We start from the raw sequence: 21,576 nt of genomic DNA, 5'->3' as shown, positions 1-21,576 counted from the left end.
ATGTCCCACCCCGTCTATGGCCACATCGACGGCCCCATTGTCATCATCGGCTTCGGGTCGATCGGAAAAGGCACGTTGCCGCTGATCCAGCGCCATTTCGACTATGACGCCGACAAGCTGCTGGTCATCGACCCGAACCCCGACACGCATCTGTTCCTGTCCCAGCATGGCATCCGGCACGAAGAGATCGCCATCACGAAGGAAAATTACCGCGAGGTGCTGACCCGCCTGTTTCCCGGCAAGTGCGGTTTCTGCGTGAACCTCAGCGTCGATACCTCGTCGCTGGATCTGATGAAACTGTGCCGCGAACTCGGGGTTCTCTATATCGACACCGTGGCCGAACCCTGGGCCGGGTTCTATTTCGACACAGAGAACAACGCCGATCGCACCAACTACGCGCTACGCCAGAAGGTGCGCGACGAAAAGGCGGCCAACCCCGGCGGCACCACGGCGGTCAACTGCTGCGGCGCCAACCCCGGCATGGTCAGCTGGTTCGTCAAGGAAGCCCTGCTGACGCTTGCCCGCGATACCGGACGCGCGGTGGATACGCCCACGGACCGCGCGGGCTGGGCGGCGCTGATGCAGTCGCTGGGCGTGAAGGGCGTACATATCGCGGAACGCGACACCCAGGCCCGCCGCCTGCCGCGCCCGCGCGGAACATTCGTCAATACATGGTCTGTCGAAGGTTTCATTTCCGAAGGGTTCCAGCCAGCCGAACTGGGCTGGGGCACCCATGAGACCTGGTTCCCGGAAAACGGACACCGGCAGGACAGCGGCTGCCTGGCGGGGATCTGGCTGGACCGGCCCGGCGCGATCACGCGGGTGCATACCTGGTGCCCGACTCCGGGGCCGCAGTTCGGCTTCCTGGTGACGCATAACGAGGCGATTTCGATTTCCGACTACTACACCGTCGGCGACGCCGCCGCGCCGGAGTTCCGCCCGACCTGCCACTACGCCTACCATCCCTGCGATGACGCGGTGCTGTCGCTGCACGAGATGTTCGGTTCGGGACGCCAGCAGAGCACGCACGAGATCCTCGACGTGGACGAGATCGTCGAGGGCATCGACGAGCTGGGCGTGCTGCTCTATGGCCACGAGAAGAACGCGCTCTGGTTCGGATCGCGCCTCTCCAACGCCGAAACCCGCAAGCTCGCGCCCTACCAGAACGCCACCGGTCTTCAGGTAACGAGCGCGGTTCTGGCGGGCATGGTCTGGGCACTGGAAAACCCCGAGGCCGGGATCGTTGAAACCGACGAGATGGACCATATCCGTTGCCTTGAAGTGCAGCGCCCCTATCTTGGGCCGGTCGAGGCGCATTACACCGACTGGACGCCGCTTCAGGACCGGTGGGAACATTTCCCCGAGGACATCGACGAAAGCGATCCCTGGCAGTTCCGGAACGTGCTGGCGACCTGACGCCTACAAGGGCAGCGGGCGGCTTTCGGCGATGGCCTCCATCGCGAAATAGGACGTTACGCTGTCCAGTTCGACCTTTTCGATCAGCCGCTGGTAAACCTTGTCGTAGCTTGTCATGTCCTCGGTCACGACCTTGAGCATGTAATCGTAGTCGCCGCCTATGCGGTGGAAATCGACCACCTCGGGAATCGTCAGCACATGGCGGCGGAAGGCTTGCAGCCAGCCCGCCGAATGGTGCCGGGTGCGCAGCATCACGAACACCACCAGCGATAGCCCCAGCCGCGCCCTGTCGATGCGCGCGGTGGTTCCCAGCAGCACCCCGTTCTCAGACAATGCCCGGAGACGCCGCCAGCAGGCGTTCTGGGAGAGTCCCACCCGCTCCGCGAGATCGCGTTGCGACAGGCTTGCGTCCCGCTGCAATTCCCGCAGCAGGCTGATATCAATTTGATCTGGATTTTGACTTGTTTTCATTTATTTGACCCAATTATTGACACTTTAACGTAAAGATAGGTGAAGTTTTCGCGCATTGCCAAGGTCATATTTCAGTCATGAAAAGGAGCCCGCCGATGACCCTGCCCGCCTTCCGCGATACGATTCTGGCCGCAACCGACGCAGGAACGCTGCGCGACGGTCTGATCGGGGAAAACATCCTGATACCGGGTCTGAACGGCGACGTGCCGCTGGTCTACGCGGATTACGTCGCTTCGGGGCGCGCGCTGCGGCAGGTCGAGGATTTCATTGCGACCCATGTCTTGCCGTTCTACGCCAACAGCCATACCGAAGCCTCGTTCTGCGGCGCCCACATGACCCGCCTCAGGCGCGCGGCGCGGGCTGAGATATCCCGGATTGTCGGCGCGGGCGAGAATGACAAGGTGATCTTTGCCGGGTCCGGGGCGACAGCGGGGCTGAACCGTCTGGTCAGCCTCTTCGGCGTCAACGAAGCCCGTTCGCCGGCGGTCTTCATCGGCCCATACGAGCACCATTCCAACATCCTTCCCTGGCGCGAAAGCAAGGCAAAGGTGGTGGAAATTCCCGAAGCCCGGCATGGCGGCGTCGATATCGCCGCGCTGGCCGAAGCGCTGGCCGAACACGCGGAATCCGACCTGAAGATCGGCAGCTTTTCCGCCGCCTCCAACGTCACCGGGGTGATCACCGACACCGGACCCGTGACCCGGCTGCTCAAGGCGCATGGCGCATTGTCGGTCTGGGACTATGCCGGCGCCGGCCCCTACCTGCCGATCGACATGGCCGACGGGGCGCAAGCGCGCAAGGATGCCGTCGTGGTGTCGCCGCACAAGTTTCCGGGCGGTCCCGGAGCATCCGGAGTGCTGGTGGTGAACCAGTCCGCCCTGCGCCGCACGACGCCCAGCTGGCCGGGTGGCGGCACGGTGTCCTTCGTTTCGCCCTGGCGGCACGATTATTCCGCAGACCTCGCGTCCCGCGAAGAGGCCGGCACGCCCAACGTGATCGGCGACATCCGGGCGGCGCTGGCCTTCATCGTCAAGGACGCGGTGGGGACGGATGCGATCGCCGCAAGCGAAGCGCGGTTCAACCGGATGGCGCTGGAGGGCTGGCGCGGCAATCCTCACCTGGAACTGCTGGGCGCCGATCACCCGCACCGGCTGCCGATCTTCTCCTTTCGGGTCCGCGACGCGAAGGGCGCCCCGGTGCACCAGCAATTGTTCACCCGCATGCTCAGCGACGTCTACGGCATCCAGGCGCGCGGCGGCTGCGCCTGCGCCGGACCCTATGCGCACCGCCTGCTGCAAATTGGCGAGGCCGAATCAACCGCATTGCACAGGGAGTTGGCAGAGGGCCGCGAGTTGCGCAAACCCGGATGGGTGCGGCTGAATTTCAGCTACATGATGGATGACAGAACGGCGCGGTTCATCATCGACAGCGTCAATGCGTTGAGCCGCACGACCGAAGATTACGCGCCACGCTATGCCGTGGATTCGGCGACCGCGCGTTTCAAGCCGATGTCGCGGGTCGCCTGAGGTTTGCGGGTTTTCACGCAGCGGCGGTGACGCTATGACGGGGCACGTCTAGGAGCCTCCTGTCATGACCAAGATCACGCCGCAGCCCGGAATCATGGATATCAGCCTGTACCAAGGCGGGGCCGCGCATGTGGATGGCGTCGAGAACGTCATCAAGCTGTCGAGCAACGAGAACCCGCTTGGCCCCAGCCCCAAGGCCGCCGAGGCGGTCCGAAACAGCGCTTCGGAAATCCACCGTTATCCGTCGACCGACCATGCCAAGCTGCGGGCGGCCATCGGCGAGGCGATGGGGCTTGATCCGGAGCGCATCATCTGCGGCGTCGGCAGCGACGAGATCATCACCTTTCTCTGCCAGGCCTATGCCGGACCCGGCGACGAGGTTGTGCACACCGAACACGGATTCGCCATGTATCGCATCAGCGCGCTGGCCGCGGGGGCAACCCCGGTCGAGGTGGGCGAACGCGACAGGGTGACGGATGTGGACGCCTTGCTGGCGGGCTGCACCGACCGCACGAAACTCGTTTTCATCGCCAACCCCAACAACCCGACAGGCACGATGATCGGCGCGTCGGAAGTCGCGCGGCTGGCGGACGGATTGCCGCCGCAGGCGCTGCTGGTCCTGGACGGCGCCTATGCGGAATTCGTGGACGGCTTTGACGGGGGGGCGTCGATCGTTTCGGCGCGTGACAACGTGGTGATGACCCGGACCTTTTCAAAGCTCTACGGTCTTGGCGGCCTGCGCGTCGGCTGGGGCTATGGACCGCGGGATATCATCGACGTGCTGAACCGGGTGCGCGGCCCTTTCAACCTGTCCGGAACCGCGCTGGCCGCCGCCGAGGCCGCTATCCGGGACACGGAGTATGTGGAACATTGCCGCGCGCAGAATGCCCGGTGGCGCACCTGGCTGGCGGAGGCGCTCGCCGAACTCGGGGTGCCGTCCGACACGTCCTGCGCCAATTTCATCCTCGCCCGGTTTGCCAGCCGGGCCGAAGCCGAAGCCTGCGACGACTACCTCAAGTCCCAGGGGCTGATCGTGCGGCGGGTGGCGGGATACAACCTGCCGAACGCGCTGCGGATCACCGTCGGCAACGAGATCGCCTGCCGCCGCGTGGCCGCGGCGGTCGCAGCCTTCAAGAACGGAGCGTCATGAGCACCAAAATCTATGATCGGGTCGCGCTGATCGGCCTTGGCCTGATCGCATCCTCGATGTTCTGGGCGATCCGGCGCGCCGGGCTGGCGGATGAAGTCACAGGCTATGCCCGGTCCCGGGCGACGCGGGACACGGCGCGGCGGATCGGGCTGTGCGACCGCGTCTGCGACAGCGCCGCAGAGGCCGTGGAAGGCGCCGACCTGGTCGTTCTCTGCGTGCCGGTCGGCGCAATGGAACAGGTCGCACGGGACATCGCCCCGGCGCTGAAGCCCGGCGCGACGGTCACGGATGTCGGGTCGGTCAAACGCGCGGTGATAGAGGCGGTCGCGCCGCATCTTCCGGACGGGGTGCATTTCGTGCCGGCGCACCCGCTGGCCGGGACCGAGCATTCCGGCCCAGAAAGCGGGTTCGCGGAACTGTTCGACAACCGCTGGTGCCTGCTGGTTCCGGTGGAAAACAGCGACGACGACGCGGTGGCCCGGCTGACCGCGCTTTGGGAAGGCATCGGTTCGAATGTCGAGATCATGGATGCGGACCATCACGACCTGGTGCTCGCCGTCACCAGCCACGCGCCGCACCTGATCGCCTATACGATGGTCGGGGTGGCCGACGACCTGCGCCGCGTGACCGACAGCGAGGTGATCAAGTTCTCCGCCGCCGGTTTTCGCGACTTTACCCGGATCGCGGCCTCCGACCCGACCATGTGGCGCGATGTCTTCCTGAACAACAAGGATGCGACGCTGGAGATCCTCGGGCGGTTCACGGAAGAGCTTTTTGCCCTGCAACGGGCGATCCGGATCGGCGATGGCGACCACCTGCACGCCTATTTCACCCGCACGCGCGCGATCCGGCGCGGCATCATCGAAGCGGGCCAGGACACGGATGCGCCGGACTTCGGCCGCGCAAAGTCGGTGCGGTGACAGCGGCCCGGCACATCGCGGTCGTGATCGCTCTTGCGGTCTGGGCTTCGCCGGCCCTGCCGGCGGCCCCGGATCAATCGCTGCGTCCCGTCCAGCGGCCCGGCCCCGCGGCGGCCGCGGAAACCCTGATCGACGCCGCCCTGATGCGCCCGTCGCTGCGCCCGCTGTCCGAACAGATCGCGGGATTGGCCGCCCGTCCGGAAACCATGGCCTTCCTGTCGCCCGGCACCTCTCTCAGACCTTGGCTGCGCCCGTCCGAACTGGAACAGAAGGCGATGGCCAGGAAGCGGCAGCAACGCAAGGGCGCCGTCTGCGGCGACATCGCGATACAGGGCGACGCGGTCGGTCACGTGCCCGGCAAGATCAAGGCCTGCGGCATCCAGGACGCGGTGCGGGTCCGGTCGGTTTCAGGTGTGGTGCTGTCTCCGCCCGCGCTGATGAACTGCAAGACGGCGCTTGCCTTGCGGGAATGGACGGACAATGGCCTGAAACCCGCTTTCCGCCAGCGCGGACCAGTGGTGGAAATGCGGGTCGCGGCCCATTACGCCTGCCGCACCCGCAACAACCAGGCGGGCGGCCGCGTTTCAGAGCACGGCAAGGGCAACGCCATCGACCTTTCGGCTTTCACCATGAAGGACGGCGAAGTCATCACGGTGCTGAACGGCTGGGGCAAAGGCACGACGCTGCGCCCGCTGCGCAGGGCGTACAACCGCGCCTGCGGCCCGTTCGGCACCACCCTTGGGCCTGACTCCGACGGGTATCACAAGGATCATTTCCACTTCGACACCGCCAGCTACCGCAGCGGCCCCTACTGCCGCTAGCGCAGGTAGATGTAGGGGGCCGGCCCGAGCGGCAGGAACCCCATCGACATCTTCCCGTCGCGCAGGGTCAGTTCCACGTCCAGCGTGTCCGGGTTGCCGCTGACCCGCGACAGCAGGTTCAGGATCTTCGCCGTCGGCTCCACCGCGATGTCCGGGATCGTCCCGGACTGTTGCGCAATGGCGAGCATGTCGCGCCAGTTCTCGGCCTTGAGCGTCACTGTCCCCGTCGGCACACCGCCGGCATCGACGGTCAACTGGCCAGCCGCGAACAGGCTGAGCGGCCCCCATTCCGCCCGCGCCAGCCGCAGATCGATGGACGTTGGCTGTGGACGGCGCTCTTCCAGCGCGCGCCGGTCCCAGGGCCGGTCGAACCCGACCTTCATGTCCAGTTCCAGCGTCTGAAAGCTGGCCGGCAAAGCCGATGCGGCGCCCGGTGCGCCCCGCAACCGTTCATCCGGGACGAACTGCGGCACCGCAACCGTAAAGTGATAGGTCGCTGGCCCGTCGGTTTCCTGCATCGACAGGATCAGTTCCTGGCCGCCCAGCACGTCCGTGCCCTGGGCGTGAACGGACCACACGCCGGCGGTCAGCGCCATGCGTTCCACCTGCAGGTCGGTTCCCGGTTTCAGGTGGAAATCGGCGGTCATGTCCTCGGCCATGAGCTCGACGGTCTGGTCCAGATAGGACAGGCGCTGCACCGTGGGCGGGAACAGCAGGGTCTGATGACCCGGCCATATCGCCGGATTGTCCATGACCAGCCAGTCGGCCTGCCAGGCCGTCCCGTTCGCCGGGTCCGCCAGCGCCGGGTTGGTCAGCGTCGTGACATGGCGCAAGGGAAAGCCGCTGGTCGAGATATCGACAAAGTCCGCCTGCCAGCCCAGGGCCGCCTGCTGATCGAACCACCTCGCCACGCCCTGGCGCACCAGGAATCCGGAGCCATACCAGTAGGCTGACCAGACGAGACCGAGACCAATGCAGATTTTCAACAGGCGGATCATGTTCCGACCCCTTTTCGCGGACAACGCTTTGCTGTTTATAGGGCGAAATCAACAAGGACCAGCACTATGACGATGTGGGTATTCGGATATGGATCGCTTCTGTGGAATCCCGGATTCCAGGTGGCGCAAACTGCCCTGGCCACCTTGCCGCATTACGCCCGGTCCTTCTGCATGCGCTCGATCCATCACCGCGGCACGGAGACCGATCCCGGACTTGTCCTGGCCCTGGACGAGGTCGCGGGCGCAAGCTGTCGCGGGCTGGCGCTGGCCGTCGCCGAAGGTCAGGAAGAACCGACCCTGGACTACCTGCGCGAACGCGAGCTGATTTCATCGGCCTACCTGGAAAAGAACCTGTCCGTGACCCTCGACAGCGGCGAGTCCGTGACCGCCGTGACCTATGTGATAGATCGGAACCACGGCCAGTATTGCGGCGGTCTCCCGCTTGAGGAACAGGCGCGGATCATCGCCCGCGCGGTCGGCGGGCGCGGCCCGAACACCGAATACCTCTTCAACACGACGGACCATCTGGCGGAAATGAATCTGAACGATCCCGATCTCGATTGGCTCGCCGCGCGGGTCCGTGCGCTGACAGCATAAAGCCTTGGCGCAGCCTGTGATTATTCTGTAGAGTCCCGAAAAGAGCAGAAAACCGTCAGGACCAAGGCGCATGGCGAAGCCAGACCGCGAACCCACGCCACATTTCAGCCAGCCGGTGCGTCAGATCCTGATGATGCTGACAGCGCTCGGCCTGTCCGGCTTTGGCGTTTTCGTCGCCCTGCCCCGGGTGCTGCCCGTGTTCGAAGCGAACCCCTATCTCAACGGGTTCATCCTTTTCGTCTTCGTCATCGGCGTGCTGGCCACCTTCTACCAGGTCATTCAGCTGATCGGATCGGTCCGGTGGATCGAACGCTTTGCCCTGGGCGAAGCGGACAGCGAAGTCAGCCCGCCGCAGCTTCTCGCGCCCCTGGCTTCGCTGTTGCGCTCCCGCGGGGCGCGGATGCAGCTCAGTTCCTCGTCCACCCGGTCGATCCTGGATTCGGTTGCGACCCGGATCGACGAAGAGCGCGACATCACGCGGTATATCGTCAACCTTCTGATCTTTCTCGGGCTTCTGGGCACGTTCTACGGGCTGGCCACCACCGTCCCGGCCGTGGTGGACACGATCCGCAGCCTCGCGCCGCAGGAAGGCGAAGAAAGCATCGCGGTGTTCAATCGCCTGATGACCGGACTCGAAGCGCAACTTGGCGGCATGGGGGTCGCCTTCGCATCTTCTCTGCTGGGACTGGCAGGATCGCTGATCGTGGGGCTGCTGGAACTGTTCGCCGGACACGGACAGAACCGGTTCTACCGCGAACTCGAAGAATGGCTGTCGTCGATCACGCGGGTCGGGTTTTCGTCGGGCGAGGACGGCGCTTCCGAGGCCGACGCCATGTCCCGCGTCATGGACCACATGGCCGAGCAGATGGATTCCCTGCACCAGATGTTCGCCCTGTCCGATGAAAGCCGCGCCTCGGTCGATCACAAGCTGGGCAACCTGGTCGACGCGATCCGGGACATGAACCGGCGCGCCGAACAGTCCGAAAGCACCGCCGCCGCGCTGGATCGCGTGGCCTTGGGTCAGGAAACGCTGATCGAGGCGCTTCGGTCGCACGGCAGCGGCGACGGGATCGACGCGGAAAGCCGGATGCGCCTGCGGTCCATCGACGTGCAGATGCTGCGGATCCTCGAAGAGATGTCCGCCGGGCGGCAGGAAAGCATGGCCGAACTGCGCAAGGACATCGACCTGCTGGTGCGGGCGCTGGCCCGCCCCCGCGGCGCCGCGCGGCCCACGGACGCGGGCGAGACCTAGGCCATGGCCCTGTCCCGTCGCACAGGAGCCCGGTTCCAGGCCTCGATCTGGCCCGGTTTCGTGGACGCCATGACCGGGCTCCTGCTGGTTCTGATGTTCCTGCTCACCATCTTCATGGTGGTTCAGTTCGTGCTGCGCGAAACCATTTCGGGCCAGGAAAGCGAACTGGACGCGCTGTCCTCCGAAGTCAGCGCGCTGGCCAGCGCGCTTGGTCTCGAAGAACGCAAATCCGCACAACTCGAAGCCCGGATGGGCGCCCTGAATGCGACCCTTGCACAAGCGCAAGACGATCTGGCCGATCAGGCGAACGTCATCGCGACCCTGACGACGCAGCGGGACCAGCAGGCCACGGCTCTGGCGGCGGCTCGGGAGCGGATCACGGATTTTGAAGCTCAGGTCGCGGGGCTGTTGACCGACCGGACCAAGGCGCGGGAGGATATCGCGTCGCTCTCTGCTGAACGCGACCGGCTGATATCGGATCAGGAGGCGCTCCGTCTCGCGCTCACCGAAAGCCGGAGCGAGATCGATGCCCAGGCCGAAGCCGCACGGCTGGCCGCGGCGCGGCGCGAGGCCCTGCAAGCGCTGGTCGCCGATCTGCGGCGGGACGCGGCCGAGACGTCTGAAACCATCGCATCACTCGAACAGGAACTGGACGCCGAAGAAGCCGGACGGCTCGCCGAAGCGGCCGCCGCCGAAGCGCTGCGGGACCGGTTGCGCGACGCGGACACGGAACTGACCGCCATGACGCTGGAACTGGAACGTCAGCGCAAGGAGGCCGAGGATACGCTGACGCTGCTCGCCGCCGCGGAGGCGGCCCGCGAGACGCTGGACGGCAAGTTGACGGACGCGCTGGCCCGGATCGCGGCGGCGCGCAGCGAAGCCGGCGAACGCGACGCCCTGGTCGACAGGCTGACCCGCGTGCTGACGCAGATGGAGGCGTCGCAGGCCGAAAACGATCGCGCCCTCGCCCGGCTTCAGACCGAACTGGACAAGGCCCGCGCCGACGGGAAAGCGACCGAAACCGATCTCGCGGCGCAATTGTCGCAAGCCGAATCCGCGCGCCGGCAACTGGAAGCCGATTTGGCCAGGGCGCAGGCCGACCTGGCCGCGGCGGTGTCCGACGCCGACCAGACGGAACTGGACCGCGCCGCGGTCGAAGCGCGGCTGCTCGCGGCGCTCGAGTCGCTGGAACGGGCGCAGGTCAAGGCCACAGACCGCGAGGTGCTGCAGGCCCGGCTGGCGGCCGCCCTTGCGGCGCAACAGGATGCCGAAACCAGGGCCGAAGACACAGCGACGCTGGCCGAGCAACGGGCCGCGCTGCTGGCGCAGGCGCGGGCGAGCCTGTCCGAAGAGGAACGGATTTCCGAACAGGCGCAGCGCCAGACGGCTTTGCTCAACCAACAGGTCGCGGCTCTTCGCACGCAACTGGGCGGATTGCAGGCGCTGCTGGATGATTTCAAGGAACGCGATGCCGCCGCCAAGGTGCAGTTGGAAACCCTGGGGTCCGATCTCAACGCGGCCCTTGCACGGGCCGCGTCGGAAGAACGCAAACGGCGTCTGCTGGAAGAGGCCGAACGCAAACGGCTGGAGGAAGAGGCCCGCGCACTGGAAGCCAAGGCCGAGGCGCTCGAAGCGGAAACGCGGGATCTGGCGGCGCAGGCGCAGGATCTGGAACGGTATCGATCGGAATTCTTCGGGCGGTTGCGCGACCTTCTGGGTAACCAGGAAGGGGTGCGGATCGAAGGCGACCGATTCGTCTTTTCCTCCGAAGTGCTGTTTCCGCCGGGCCGCGCCGATCTGTCGCCCGAAGGCGAGGCGGAGATCGCCAAGGTGGCCAGCATCCTGCGCGGTGTCGCGCGGGACATACCGCCCGAAATCGACTGGGTGATCCGGGTCGACGGTCACACCGACGACATTCCGCTGATCAGCTCCGGACGATACCGGGACAACTGGGAACTCAGCCAGGGGCGCGCATTGTCGGTGGTACGCTACATGGTCGATTTCCTCGGCATCCCTCCGGACCGCCTGTCGGCCAACGGTTTTGGCCAGTATCAGCCGGTCGATCCCGCGGACACCGCCGAAGCCCGAGCGCAGAACCGGCGTATCGAACTGAAACTGACCGAGAAATGATGAGGGTCAATCGACCCTGATCCGGATCGGTTTTCTGTCCAGCTCCACATCGTCGCGCAGCAGGATCACGAGGCCCTCGTAAGGTCCGGCGGGCCACCCGGCGGCGGGCCTGCGTTTGCCGGCGGCGCGGAAGAACTGCGCCTGCGCCCTGTCCAGCCGTTCGGCATGAGACAGGATCTCGCCCTCCGGGCCGGTCAGGATCAGGCGCATTTCGTCACCTTCTCGCCCGCCATAGGCAAATCCGAACAGAACCAGCACCGCTGAATCGCGCGTCAGATCGGTCTCGGGGACAGAACCGTCGCGAATTGCATCATAGGTTGGCACGCCATCGGCGAATCCCGCGCCGATCAGACCGCCCGCCCGGTAAGGCGGCGTCTCGCGCCAGATCGACAGGGGGTTGTAGCCGCAGTTCCCTGCCGGATCGACATCGAAAGGATCAATCACGGCCGCTTCGCGGCGAACGGACAGGTGCAGGTGCGGAAAGGTCGTCTTGCCGCTCAGCCCCACTTGCCCGAGCACGGCGCCGGCGGAGAGCCTGTCCCCCTCGGACACGGCGATCGAGCCGGATTTCATGTGGCAATATTGCGTTTCCCATCCGCCCTCGTGTTCGATCACGACTCCGTTGCCGCATTCCCTTCCCTCGACCTGTGCCGCATTGCCGTCGTCGAACGCCATGTCGGGCATCCCGTCGCGCTGGGCGGTCACGACACCCGGCGCGGCGGTCAGAATGTCGACGCCCCGGCGCATGTCCGCGAGAGTCGCGAGTGCGAAATCCGTTCCCTTGTGACCGTCATAGGTCATATGCCCGCACCGGAAATCCATCGCTCCCTTGCCGGGATCGCGATCGACGAAATGTTGTATGTGGCAGGTTTCGCCCAGATCGCAGCCAATCGGCAGGTCCAGAACGAAATCGCCCGCCGCGACGGGCGCGGCGAGCGACAGGATCACAGCGGCCAACGCCGCCCGCATCAGTCCGCAGTCAACAGAGGCGGCTTGTTTCCCGACAGGCGCGGCTTGTCCGGCCCCTCGATCCGAAGATCCAGTTTGCCGTCCTTCATGCCGACCTTGACGACGCCACCCTTGGCCAGCTTTCCGAACAGAAGTTCTTCGGCCAGGGGTTTCTTGATGTGTTCCTGGATCACGCGGCCGAGGGGGCGGGCTCCCATCTTGTCGTCGTATCCCTTATCCGCCAGCCATTCCGCTGCGGCCTTGGTCAGTTCGATGGTCACGTTGCGGTCCATCAGCTGCGCTTCCAGTTGCAGAACGAACTTTTCCACCACCTGAAGAATGACGGATTTCGGCAGCGGCGCAAAGGAAATCACCGCGTCCAGACGGTTGCGGAATTCGGGCGTGAATGTGCGCTCGATGGCTGCGGTATCCTCGCCCTCGCGGCGATCCCGGCCGAAACCGATCGCCGATTGCGCCTGTTCCTGCGCCCCCGCGTTGGATGTCATGATCAGCACCACGTTGCGGAAGCTGACCGTGCGCCCGTTGTGATCCGTCAGTTCTCCGTGATCCATCACCTGAAGTAGGATGTTGTAGACGTCGGGATGCGCCTTTTCGATTTCGTCCAGCAACAGGACGCAATGCGGATGCTGGTCCACACCGTCTGTCAGCATGCCGCCCTGGTCGAATCCGACATAGCCCGGAGGCGCGCCGATCAGGCGGGATACCGCATGTTTTTCCATGTATTCCGACATGTCAAAGCGCAGCAGTTCGACGCCCAGCGTATCCGCCAACTGTTTCGCCACCTCGGTCTTGCCGACGCCTGTCGGACCGGCGAAGAGATAATTCCCGATCGGCTTTTCGGGTTCGCGCAGCCCGGCCCGCGACAGCTTGATCGCGCTCGACAAGGCTTCGATGGCTGCATCCTGACCGAAGACGACGCGCTTGAGCGACCCTTCGAGATCCTTGAGAACCTCGGCGTCGTCCTTGCTGACGTTCTTGGGCGGAATACGGGCGATCTTGGCCACCACGGCTTCGACTTCCTTGGTGCCGATGGTCTTGCGCCGTTTCGCAGCGACGACCAGATGCTGGGCGGCGCCCGCTTCGTCGATCACGTCGATGGCGCTGTCCGGCAGCTTGCGGTCATTGATGTAGCGCGCCGCCAGTTCCACGGCGGTCTTGATCGCGTCCGCAGTGTATTTGACGCCGTGATGCTCCTCGAAATAGGGCTTCAGGCCCTTGAGGATCTTGACGGAATCCTCGATCGACGGTTCGTTGATGTCGATTTTCTGGAACCGGCGGCTCAGTGCGCGGTCCTTTTCGAAATGCTGGCGGAATTCCTTGTAGGTGGTGGACCCCATGGTGCGCAGCTTGCCGCCCTGAAGCGCGGGCTTCAGCAGGTTGGAGGCGTCCATCGCCCCACCGGAGGTCGCCCCAGCGCCGATCACCGTATGAATTTCGTCGATGAAAAGCACCGCATCCTTGTGCGCCTCGAGTTCGGTGACGACCGCCTTGAGCCGTTCTTCGAAATCGCCGCGATACCGGGTTCCGGCCAGCAAGGCCCCCATGTCCAGCGAATAGATCGTCGTCCTGGACAGGACCTCGGGCGTTTCACCGGCAACGATCTTGCGCGCCAGCCCTTCTGCAATGGCGGTCTTGCCGACCCCCGGATCGCCGACGAGCAGCGGATTGTTCTTGCGCCGGCGGCACAGAACCTGGATGCACCGCTCCACTTCCTGATCGCGGCCGATCAGGGGGTCGATGTCGCCTTCGCGCGATTTCGCGTTCAGGTCGACGCAATACTTGGCAAGGGCGCTTTCCTTCTTTTCGCCCTCGGTCACGCCCTGGGGTTCTTCTTCCGCCTCGGGCGCGCCGCTCACCGGGCGCGATTCCCCGAACGCCGGATCCTTGGCCACCCCGTGCGCGATGAAATTGACCGCATCGTAGCGCGTCATTTCCTGTTCCTGCAGGAAATAGGCCGCGTTGCTTTCACGTTCGGCGAAAATGGCTACCAGCACGTTGGCGCCGGTGACTTCGGTGCGTCCCGAAGACTGCACATGAATCGCGGCACGCTGGATCACCCGCTGGAACGCGGCGGTCGGAACCGCTTCCGACCCGTCGATATCGGTCACGAGGTTGGACAGGTCCTCGTCCACGAATTCGACCAGTGTGCTGCGCAATTCGCCAAGATCGACGCTGCACGCCTTCATCACCCGGATCGCGTCCGGTTCGTCCAGCAAGGCCAGCAGCAGATGTTCCAGCGTAGCGAATTCGTGGCGCCGTTCATTCGCCAGCGCGAGCGCGGCGTGGATGGCCTGTTCAAGTGTGCTCGAGAATGAAGGCACGGGCGTGCTCCTCTTGTCTGGGTCGGGTGGGACGCAAATCTTTGCTGCGTTCCTGAACCAACCATGTCCTCATAGTATTAGAGTTTGGTTGATCACGCCCCGGCTTCAAGTTTTTTATTTCGATTTATGGTCACAAAAAGTGCACTCGTCACCTTGACGCGCAGAAATCCGGCATCAAAACCGGTCCTTGCGGGCACGGATCTCGGCAAAGACCTCGACCGGGTCGGCCCCCGAAAGCCCGACATTCGCCTGAACCGCAGGCACCGTCGCACGCAGAAAGGGGTTGGTGGCCTTTTCGAGAGCCAGGGAAGACGGCACCGTCGGTTCGCCCCTGGATCGCGCCGCCGCGATGTCGCGGACCCTGGATATAAGGTCCGGATTGTCCGGTTCAATGGTCAGGGCGAATGCGCCGTTGGCCCTTGTGTATTCATGGCCGGAATAGACGAGGGTTTCGTCAGGCAAGGCCGCGAGCTTGCCCAGGGACGCCCACATCTGCGGCGCGGTGCCTTCGAACAGACGCCCGCAGCCCAGGGCCATCAGGCTGTCGGCTGTGAAGACCGCCGCACTGTCCGGGAAGTGGTAAGCGACATGCCCGACCGTATGCCCCGAGACGTCCATCACATGTCCGACTTCCTTGCCCACATGCACGGTGTCGCCTTCGGCCACGGCAATATCGAGCTTCGGCAGGCGGTGGGCATCCGCCGCCGCCCCAACGACATTGGCGCGGTGCTGCGACAGGACTTCCTTCAGGCCCTGCACGTGATCGGCATGATGATGCGTCAGGAAAACATGGCTCAGCGTCCAGCCCCGCTCCCCGAGCGCCGCAAGGATCGGCGCCGCTTCCGGAACGTCCACCAGCGCGGTGTCTCCGCTGGCCGGATCATGCGCCAGAAAGGCGTAGTTGTCGTTGAGACAGGGGATCGTCACGATCTCGATAGGCATGGTCTTTCGCCCTTTCGTTGTTACATTGTCGGCAGCTTGGCCGATCAGACGGGCACCCGCAATGCATCTTGATGTGCAGGATCTGAGGAACTTCTACTACCGCAGCACGCTTGGACGCGCGGCGCAGGCCTCTGTGCGGGGACGCCTGATCGCGCTTTGGCCCGAGGCCAAGGGGCAGACAGTGCTCGGGTTCGGATTCGCGGTTCCGCTGCTGCGGCCCTATATTGCGGATGCGCGCCGGGTGATCGCGTTGATGCCCGCGCCGCAGGGCGTCATGCCTTGGCCGCCGGCTCTGCCCAATGTCTCGGTCCTGTCCGAGGAAACGCTCTGGCCGATCGAAACCGGTCATGTGGACAAACTGGTGGTGATGCACGGGCTCGAGACCTCCGAACGCCCCTCGCGCCTGCTGGACGAATGCTGGCGCGTCCTCGGTCCCGGCGGCAAGGCGATGTTCATCGTTCCGAACCGGGCCGGATTGTGGTCGCGCAGCGACCGGACACCGTTTGGCTACGGCAGGCCCTACACGCTCGGGCAGCTGGAAACCCAGCTGAAGAAGCACCAGTTCCTGCCGGAACGCAACGGCGCCGCGCTCTACCAGCCGCCATCCTCGCGCCGGTTCTGGCTGAAGTCCGGGCCGCTCTTCGAGAAATATGGCAGCCGGCTGCCAACCGTCTTTCCGGGAGGGGTGTTCATGGTCGAGGCGAGCAAACGCGTTCTGCCGCCGACCGGCACGGTCGCCCGGAAAGCCGGGAAGCGGCCGATAAAGGCGCTGGAGGGGCTGGCGAAACCGGCCTGACCCGCCCCGCCGCCCCGCCGGGTGGCCATGCGGGCCAGACAGCACCGGAGCACGGCTTTTCGGCGTCGCGCACGTTCAGGAATCGCCTAATTGCGCAAAATCCCTGTATTTTTAAGATGCGCAAAGAAGGCGCATACGGTCGCACCTGGACTAACGCCTTAATAACATGGAATTTATGGCTGCAGATGTTATCGCTATAGGTTGTTGCGGGCAAGCAGGGGCTCTGCTACATCCACGCTGATTTTGCTGCCCTGCCGTTTGGCGGGGCGTCTTCACGCCCCCGGACACTGCGCGACCGCAGCAAACCGGGGCCAAGTATCGGAAGGGTGGACGTGTCCGAACCAGCTTCGATTTCCGCGGGCATAGCAGCGCGCTATGCCACGGCGATCTTCGAGATCGCGCAAGACAACAAGAACCTCGATGGCCTTGAAACCAGCATCAACGACCTGGCCGCCGCGCTGTCCGAAAGCGCCGAGCTGCGCAGCCTGATCCAGTCGCCGCTGATCTCGCGCAACGAACAGGAATCCGCGATTTCCGCCATTGCGAAGAAAATGGACCTCGCCCCGGTGCTGGGCCAGGCACTTGCGCTGATGGCGCAGAAACGCCGGCTCTTTGTCGTTCCGCAACTGGTCAGCGCCCTGCGCGAACAGCTGGCCGACGAACGCGGCGAAGTCACCGCCGAGGTGACCAGCGCCAAAGCGCTGACCAAGGCACAGACCGAAAAACTCGCCGCGACGCTGAAAGAGCGCGTCGGCAAGACCGTCACCGTCAATGCGACCGTCGATGAAAGCCTCATCGGCGGTCTTGTCGTAAAGGTCGGATCGAAAATGATCGACACATCGATCCGCTCGCGACTCAACTCCCTTCAGAATGCAATGAAAGAGGTCGGATAAATGGGTATCCAAGCAGCAGAGATTTCTGCGATCCTGAAAGACCAGATCAAGAATTTTGGTCAGGAAGCCGAGGTGGCCGAAGTCGGTCGCGTGCTGAGCGTTGGCGACGGTATCGCCCGCGTTTATGGCCTCGACAACGTTCAGGCCGGTGAAATGGTCGAGTTTCCGGGCGGCATCCAGGGCATGGCCCTGAACCTGGAAAGCGACAACGTCGGCATCGTGATCTTCGGCTCGGACCGGGAAATCAAGGAAGGCGACACCGTCAAGCGCACGAACTCGATCGTGGACGTTCCGATCGGCGACGAACTCCTGGGCCGCGTTGTCGACGGTCTGGGCAACCCGCTGGACGGCAAGGGTCCGATCAACGCCAAGGCGCGCGGCGTCGCCGACGTCAAGGCACCGGGCATCATCCCGCGCAAATCGGTGCATGAACCGATGGCGACAGGCCTGAAATCGGTCGACGCGATGATCCCGATCGGCCGTGGCCAGCGGGAACTGATCATCGGCGACCGCCAGACCGGCAAGACCGCCGTGGCGCTCGACACGATCCTGAACCAGAAATCCTACAACGACGCTGCCGGCGACGACGAATCCAAGAAGCTGTATTGCGTCTATGTCGCCATCGGCCAGAAGCGGTCGACCGTGGCCCAGCTGGTCAAGAAACTGGAAGAAAACGGCGCGATGGATTACTCCATCGTCGTGGCCGCGACCGCGTCGGATCCGGCGCCGCTCCAGTTCCTCGCGCCCTATGCCGCAACGGCCATGGCGGAGCATTTCCGTGACAACGGCCGCCACGCGCTGATCATTTATGACGACCTGTCCAAGCAGGCTGTCGCCTACCGCCAGATGTCGCTGCTGCTGCGCCGCCCGCCGGGACGTGAAGCCTATCCGGGCGACGTGTTCTACCTGCACTCCCGCCTGCTCGAACGTTCCGCCAAGCTGAACGAAGACAATGGCGCCGGTTCGCTGACCGCGCTGCCGATCATCGAAACCCAGGGCGGCGACGTGTCCGCGTTCATTCCGACCAACGTGATCTCGATCACCGACGGTCAGATCTTCCTGGAAACCGAACTGTTCTATCAGGGCATCCGCCCCGCCGTGAACACCGGTCTGTCGGTGTCGCGCGTGGGCTCCTCGGCCCAGACCAACGCGATGAAATCGGTCGCCGGCCCGGTCAAGCTGGAACTGGCGCAGTATCGCGAAATGGCGGCTTTCGCCCAGTTCGGTTCCGACCTCGACGCGGCGACCCAGCAGTTGCTGAACCGCGGCGCGCGCCTGACCGAGCTGATGAAGCAGCCGCAGTATTCGCCGCTGACCAACGCGGAAATCGTCTGCGTGATCTATGCCGGCGTGAACGGGTATCTCGACAAGCTGCCGGTCAGCGATGTGGGCCGGTTCGAAACCGGGCTGCTGAAGCATCTGCGCGGCAAGCATACCGATCTGCTGAAATTCCTCACCACCGAAGATCCCAAGATCAAGGGCGAGGCCGAAGAAAAAGTGAAAGCAGCTCTCGACGAATTCGCCGCTGATTTCGCTTGAGGGTCTGAGATATGCCAAGCCTCAAGGACCTGAAAAACAGGATCGAGAGTGTCAAGAGCACTCGCAAGATCACCAAGGCCATGCAAATGGTTGCCGCGGCGAAACTTCGCCGCGCGCAGGAAAGTGCGGAACAGTCGCGCCCCTACACGGAAAGGTTCAACGCCGTGATGGGGCAACTGGCCGCGTCGGTCGGTGGATCCGATTCCGCGCCCAAGCTGCTCAGCGGCACGGGCAGCGATCAGGTGCACCTCCTGATCGTGATGACCGCCGAACGCGGTCTCTGCGGCGGGTTCAACAGCAACATCGCAAAGCTCGCCCGCATCAAGGCAGGCGAGTTGATCCGCGCCGGCAAGACCGTGAAGATCCTGACCGTCGGCAAGAAGGGCCGCGATGCGCTGAAACGCGACTTCAGGGACAAGTTCGTCGGTCATGTCGACATGACCGAGATCAAGCGGGTCGCCTATTCTGACGCCCAGAGCATCGCCAAGGACGTCCTGGCGCGGTTCGATGCGGGCGAATTCGACGTGGCGACGATCTTCTACTCGAAATTCGTCAACGTCGTGACCCAGAACCCGACGGCGCAGCAGATCATTCCTGCCGCGTTCGAAGCGCCCGAAGGCGCCGAAGCCAGCACGATCTACGACTACGAGCCCGATGAAGAGGCCATCCTGGCCGATCTTCTGCCGCGGGGCGTGGCGACGCAGATCTTCGCTGCATTGCTGGAGAACGGCGCCAGCGAACAGGGTGCGCGGATGTCCGCCATGGACAACGCGACCCGCAACGCGGGCGAAATGATCGAAAAGCTGACGATCGAATTCAACCGGTCGCGCCAGGCCGTGATCACCAACGAACTGATCGAAATCATTTCGGGCGCGGAAGCGCTCTAAGGAACCGGAGACAACTAAATGGCAAACGCAAAAGGCAAAGTGACTCAGGTCATCGGCGCCGTCGTCGACGTTCAGTTCGAGGACACGCTCCCCGAAATTCTGAACGCGCTGACCACCGAAAACAACGGCAAGAAACTGGTGCTGGAAGTCGCTCAGCACCTGGGTGAAAACACCGTTCGCACCATTGCGATGGACGCCACCGAAGGTCTCGTCCGCGGAACCGTCGTCGAAGACACCGGCGCACCGATCTCCGTGCCGGTCGGCAACGCAACGCTGGGCCGCATCCTGAACGTGATCGGCGAACCCGTCGACGAAGGCGGCCCGGTCAATGCAACCGAACACCGCCCGATCCACGCCGAAGCCCCGGCCTTTTCGGAACAGTCCACCGAATCCGAAATCCTCGTCACCGGCATCAAGGTCGTCGACCTGCTGGCCCCCTACTCCAAGGGCGGCAAGATCGGCCTGTTCGGCGGCGCCGGCGTGGGCAAGACGGTTCTCATCATGGAACTGATCAACAACATCGCCAAGGTGCACTCGGGCTACTCGGTCTTCGCCGGTGTGGGCGAACGGACCCGTGAAGGCAACGACCTCTACCACGAGATGATCGAATCCAACGTGATCAAGCCGGACAACCTGGAAGAATCCCAGGTGGCCCTGGTCTACGGTCAGATGAACGAACCTCCGGGAGCCCGCGCCCGCGTCGCCCTGACCGGTCTGACCCTGGCCGAGCAGTTCCGCGACCAGTCCGGCACCGACGTTCTGTTCTTCGTTGACAACATCTTCCGCTTCACCCAGGCCGGCTCCGAAGTGTCCGCCCTGCTGGGCCGTATCCCGTCCGCCGTGGGCTACCAGCCGACGCTGGCCACCGACATGGGCGCCCTGCAGGAACGCATCACCTCGACCAAGGCCGGTTCGATCACCTCGGTGCAGGCGATCTACGTGCCTGCGGACGACCTGACCGACCCTGCCCCGGCGACCTCGTTCGCGCACCTCGACGCCACCACGGTTCTGTCGCGTGCGATTTCCGAACTCGGCATCTACCCCGCCGTGGACCCGCTGGACTCGACCTCGCGCCTGATGGACCCGGCTGTCGTGGGTGAAGAACACTACAAGGTGGCTTCCGACGTTCAGCAGATCCTCCAGCGCTACAAGTCGCTTCAGGACATCATCGCGATCCTCGGGATGGACGAACTGTCCGAAGAGGACAAGCTGACCGTGGCCCGCGCCCGCAAGATCCAGCGTTTCCTCAGCCAGCCCTTCGACGTGGCCCAGGTGTTCACCGGTTCGCCCGGCGTTCAGGTGCCGCTAGAAGACACGATCGCATCCTTCAAGGCGGTTGTGGCCGGCGAATACGACCACCTGCCCGAAGGCGCGTTCTACATGGTCGGCGGCATCGACGAAGTGAAGGCCAAAGCCGAGCGCATGGCCGCAGACGCAGCCTGAGGAGCAGCCTGATGGCAGATACAATGCAATTCGATCTCGTCAGCCCGGAGCGTCGCCTCGCGTCGCTTCGGGTCAGCGCGGTCCGGATTCCGGGTGCGGATGGCGACATGACGGCAATGCCCGATCATGCCCCCGTCATTACCACCCTGCGTCCCGGCGTGTTGCACGTGGAAGGCCCCGAAGGCACGGCCGAATATGTCGTGTCCGGCGGCTTTGCCGAGATCAACGCGACCAGCCTGTCGGTCCTGGCCGAAAAGGCGATCCCGCTGAACGAAGTGACCCGCGCACATATCGACGAGATGATCGAGGACGCCCGCGCCGCTCATGAAGCGGCCAAGGAGACGTTCAAGAACGAACCGGGTCCGGTCGACGACGCCGCCAAACTGCTGGCGGACATGGTCGCCATGGGCGATCACATCAACGTCTGAACCCGGACAGCACGGACTGGAAAAGGCCCCCGTTTCGGGGGCCTTTTTCGTTTGGGCGGAATCTGGGCCGATACCCG

At 64.3% G+C, this 21,576-nt stretch carries 19 protein-coding genes; 14 read left to right on the top strand and 5 right to left on the bottom strand.

The genetic code is table 11. The features are described from left to right. On the top strand, positions 1–1,416 hold the full coding sequence (locus QO034_RS11480) for a homospermidine synthase (RefSeq protein ID WP_284485677.1): 1,416 nt from the start codon (positions 1–3) through the stop codon (positions 1,414–1,416). A gap of 3 nt (positions 1,417–1,419) precedes the next feature. Here the strand turns inward: QO034_RS11480 and QO034_RS11475 are convergent, their stop codons facing one another. Beyond that, on the bottom strand, positions 1,420–1,887 hold the full coding sequence (locus QO034_RS11475; protein ID WP_284485676.1) for an Lrp/AsnC family transcriptional regulator: 468 nt from the start codon (positions 1,885–1,887) through the stop codon (positions 1,420–1,422). 95 nt (positions 1,888–1,982) lie between these two features. Here QO034_RS11475 and QO034_RS11470 point away from each other — a divergent pair, with 95 nt between their 5' ends. The 4 genes from QO034_RS11470 to QO034_RS11455 all read left to right on the top strand — a co-directional run bounded on the left by QO034_RS11470 (position 1,983) and on the right by QO034_RS11455 (position 6,304). Then, the gene (locus tag QO034_RS11470; RefSeq protein ID WP_284485675.1) at positions 1,983–3,413 is read left to right on the top strand and encodes an aminotransferase class V-fold PLP-dependent enzyme; all 1,431 of its coding nucleotides are present in this window, start codon (positions 1,983–1,985) and stop codon (positions 3,411–3,413) included. A 64-nt stretch (positions 3,414–3,477) separates the two neighbouring features. After that, the gene (gene hisC, locus QO034_RS11465) at positions 3,478–4,563 is read left to right on the top strand and encodes a histidinol-phosphate transaminase (RefSeq protein WP_284485674.1); all 1,086 of its coding nucleotides are present in this window, start codon (positions 3,478–3,480) and stop codon (positions 4,561–4,563) included. Further along, entirely contained in the window at positions 4,560–5,483 is a 924-nt protein-coding gene (locus QO034_RS11460) for a prephenate/arogenate dehydrogenase family protein (RefSeq protein ID WP_284485673.1), read from the top strand. Before hisC ends, QO034_RS11460 begins: the two co-directional genes overlap by 4 nt. After that, entirely contained in the window at positions 5,480–6,304 is an 825-nt protein-coding gene (locus QO034_RS11455; protein ID WP_284485672.1) for an extensin-like domain-containing protein, read from the top strand. The genes QO034_RS11460 and QO034_RS11455 overlap by 4 nt, the downstream gene beginning before the upstream one ends. On the opposite strand, the gene QO034_RS11450 is transcribed toward QO034_RS11455, so the two are convergent. Further along, the gene (locus tag QO034_RS11450; protein ID WP_284485671.1) at positions 6,301–7,302 is read right to left on the bottom strand and encodes a DUF2125 domain-containing protein; all 1,002 of its coding nucleotides are present in this window, start codon (positions 7,300–7,302) and stop codon (positions 6,301–6,303) included. The genes QO034_RS11455 and QO034_RS11450 overlap by 4 nt on opposite strands. Positions 7,303–7,368: 66 nt before the next feature. Between QO034_RS11450 and QO034_RS11445 the strand changes: the two genes are divergently transcribed. From QO034_RS11445 to QO034_RS11435, 3 genes are all read left to right on the top strand, one after another. Beyond that, positions 7,369–7,899, top strand: a complete 531-nt coding sequence (locus QO034_RS11445) for a gamma-glutamylcyclotransferase (protein ID WP_284485670.1) — start codon at positions 7,369–7,371, stop codon at positions 7,897–7,899. A 70-nt stretch (positions 7,900–7,969) separates the two neighbouring features. Next, entirely contained in the window at positions 7,970–9,151 is a 1,182-nt protein-coding gene (locus tag QO034_RS11440) for a biopolymer transporter ExbB (RefSeq protein ID WP_284485669.1), read from the top strand. Between the two features lie 3 nt (positions 9,152–9,154). Further along, positions 9,155–11,281: a peptidoglycan -binding protein gene (locus QO034_RS11435; RefSeq protein ID WP_284485668.1), complete on the top strand. Its 2,127-nt coding sequence runs from the start codon at positions 9,155–9,157 to the stop codon at positions 11,279–11,281. A 6-nt stretch (positions 11,282–11,287) separates the two neighbouring features. Here the strand turns inward: QO034_RS11435 and QO034_RS11430 are convergent, their stop codons facing one another. The 3 genes from QO034_RS11430 to gloB form a co-directional block, all read right to left on the bottom strand. Beyond that, positions 11,288–12,250 (bottom strand): M23 family metallopeptidase, encoded by a 963-nt coding sequence (locus QO034_RS11430; RefSeq protein WP_284485667.1) that lies wholly within the window; start codon positions 12,248–12,250, stop codon positions 11,288–11,290. Beyond that, on the bottom strand, positions 12,250–14,571 hold the full coding sequence (clpA, locus tag QO034_RS11425; protein WP_284485666.1) for an ATP-dependent Clp protease ATP-binding subunit ClpA: 2,322 nt from the start codon (positions 14,569–14,571) through the stop codon (positions 12,250–12,252). The genes QO034_RS11430 and clpA overlap by 1 nt, the downstream gene beginning before the upstream one ends. A gap of 174 nt (positions 14,572–14,745) precedes the next feature. After that, a complete protein-coding gene (gloB, locus tag QO034_RS11420) occupies positions 14,746–15,513 on the bottom strand; it encodes a hydroxyacylglutathione hydrolase (RefSeq protein WP_284485665.1) in 768 nt (255 codons plus the stop codon). 61 nt (positions 15,514–15,574) lie between these two features. On the opposite strand from gloB, the gene QO034_RS11415 reads away from it, so the two are divergent. The 6 genes from QO034_RS11415 (at position 15,575) to QO034_RS11390 (ending at position 21,499) form a co-directional block, all read left to right on the top strand. Beyond that, a complete protein-coding gene (locus QO034_RS11415; RefSeq protein ID WP_284485664.1) occupies positions 15,575–16,309 on the top strand; it encodes a methyltransferase domain-containing protein in 735 nt (244 codons plus the stop codon). 332 nt (positions 16,310–16,641) lie between these two features. After that, on the top strand, positions 16,642–17,202 hold the full coding sequence (locus QO034_RS11410) for a F0F1 ATP synthase subunit delta (protein ID WP_284485663.1): 561 nt from the start codon (positions 16,642–16,644) through the stop codon (positions 17,200–17,202). Next, positions 17,203–18,741, top strand: a complete 1,539-nt coding sequence (gene atpA, locus QO034_RS11405; RefSeq protein WP_284485662.1) for a F0F1 ATP synthase subunit alpha — start codon at positions 17,203–17,205, stop codon at positions 18,739–18,741. Between the two features lie 11 nt (positions 18,742–18,752). Then, positions 18,753–19,628 carry a F0F1 ATP synthase subunit gamma gene (locus QO034_RS11400; RefSeq protein ID WP_284485661.1) on the top strand — a complete coding sequence of 292 codons (876 nt, stop codon included), beginning with the start codon at positions 18,753–18,755 and terminating at the stop codon, positions 19,626–19,628. Between the two features lie 18 nt (positions 19,629–19,646). Continuing rightward, positions 19,647–21,071 carry a F0F1 ATP synthase subunit beta gene (atpD, locus tag QO034_RS11395; protein ID WP_284485660.1) on the top strand — a complete coding sequence of 475 codons (1,425 nt, stop codon included), beginning with the start codon at positions 19,647–19,649 and terminating at the stop codon, positions 21,069–21,071. Between the two features lie 11 nt (positions 21,072–21,082). Continuing rightward, positions 21,083–21,499, top strand: coding sequence for a F0F1 ATP synthase subunit epsilon (locus QO034_RS11390; RefSeq protein ID WP_284485659.1), 417 nt, complete (start codon positions 21,083–21,085; stop codon positions 21,497–21,499). Positions 21,500–21,576: the final 77 nt, after the last annotated feature.

This window comes from Sedimentitalea xiamensis, from assembly GCF_030164465.1.
Classification (GTDB): Bacteria; Pseudomonadota; Alphaproteobacteria; order Rhodobacterales; family Rhodobacteraceae; genus Sedimentitalea; species Sedimentitalea xiamensis.
The sequence above is the reverse complement of the archived record's forward strand: the minus strand, read 5'-3'. Positions and strand labels throughout refer to the sequence as shown.

What these genes read in the sequence shown, in the direction of transcription:
- QO034_RS11440 (WP_284485669.1), top strand. Translation starts at nt 7,970, where the DNA reads ATGGCGAAGCCAGACCGCGAACCCACGCCACATTTCAGCCAGCCGGTG.
- QO034_RS11415 (WP_284485664.1), top strand. Translation starts at nt 15,575, where the DNA reads ATGCATCTTGATGTGCAGGATCTGAGGAACTTCTACTACCGCAGCACG.
- hisC (WP_284485674.1), top strand. Translation starts at nt 3,478, where the DNA reads ATGACCAAGATCACGCCGCAGCCCGGAATCATGGATATCAGCCTGTAC.
- QO034_RS11430 (WP_284485667.1), bottom strand. Translation starts at nt 12,250, where the DNA reads ATGCGGGCGGCGTTGGCCGCTGTGATCCTGTCGCTCGCCGCGCCCGTC.
- QO034_RS11390 (WP_284485659.1), top strand. Translation starts at nt 21,083, where the DNA reads ATGGCAGATACAATGCAATTCGATCTCGTCAGCCCGGAGCGTCGCCTC.
- QO034_RS11460 (WP_284485673.1), top strand. Translation starts at nt 4,560, where the DNA reads ATGAGCACCAAAATCTATGATCGGGTCGCGCTGATCGGCCTTGGCCTG.
- atpA (WP_284485662.1), top strand. Translation starts at nt 17,203, where the DNA reads ATGGGTATCCAAGCAGCAGAGATTTCTGCGATCCTGAAAGACCAGATC.
- atpD (WP_284485660.1), top strand. Translation starts at nt 19,647, where the DNA reads ATGGCAAACGCAAAAGGCAAAGTGACTCAGGTCATCGGCGCCGTCGTC.
- QO034_RS11475 (WP_284485676.1), bottom strand. Translation starts at nt 1,887, where the DNA reads ATGAAAACAAGTCAAAATCCAGATCAAATTGATATCAGCCTGCTGCGG.
- QO034_RS11480 (WP_284485677.1), top strand. Translation starts at nt 1, where the DNA reads ATGTCCCACCCCGTCTATGGCCACATCGACGGCCCCATTGTCATCATC.
- QO034_RS11400 (WP_284485661.1), top strand. Translation starts at nt 18,753, where the DNA reads ATGCCAAGCCTCAAGGACCTGAAAAACAGGATCGAGAGTGTCAAGAGC.
- QO034_RS11450 (WP_284485671.1), bottom strand. Translation starts at nt 7,302, where the DNA reads ATGATCCGCCTGTTGAAAATCTGCATTGGTCTCGGTCTCGTCTGGTCA.
- QO034_RS11470 (WP_284485675.1), top strand. Translation starts at nt 1,983, where the DNA reads ATGACCCTGCCCGCCTTCCGCGATACGATTCTGGCCGCAACCGACGCA.
- QO034_RS11445 (WP_284485670.1), top strand. Translation starts at nt 7,369, where the DNA reads ATGACGATGTGGGTATTCGGATATGGATCGCTTCTGTGGAATCCCGGA.
- gloB (WP_284485665.1), bottom strand. Translation starts at nt 15,513, where the DNA reads ATGCCTATCGAGATCGTGACGATCCCCTGTCTCAACGACAACTACGCC.
- QO034_RS11435 (WP_284485668.1), top strand. Translation starts at nt 9,155, where the DNA reads ATGGCCCTGTCCCGTCGCACAGGAGCCCGGTTCCAGGCCTCGATCTGG.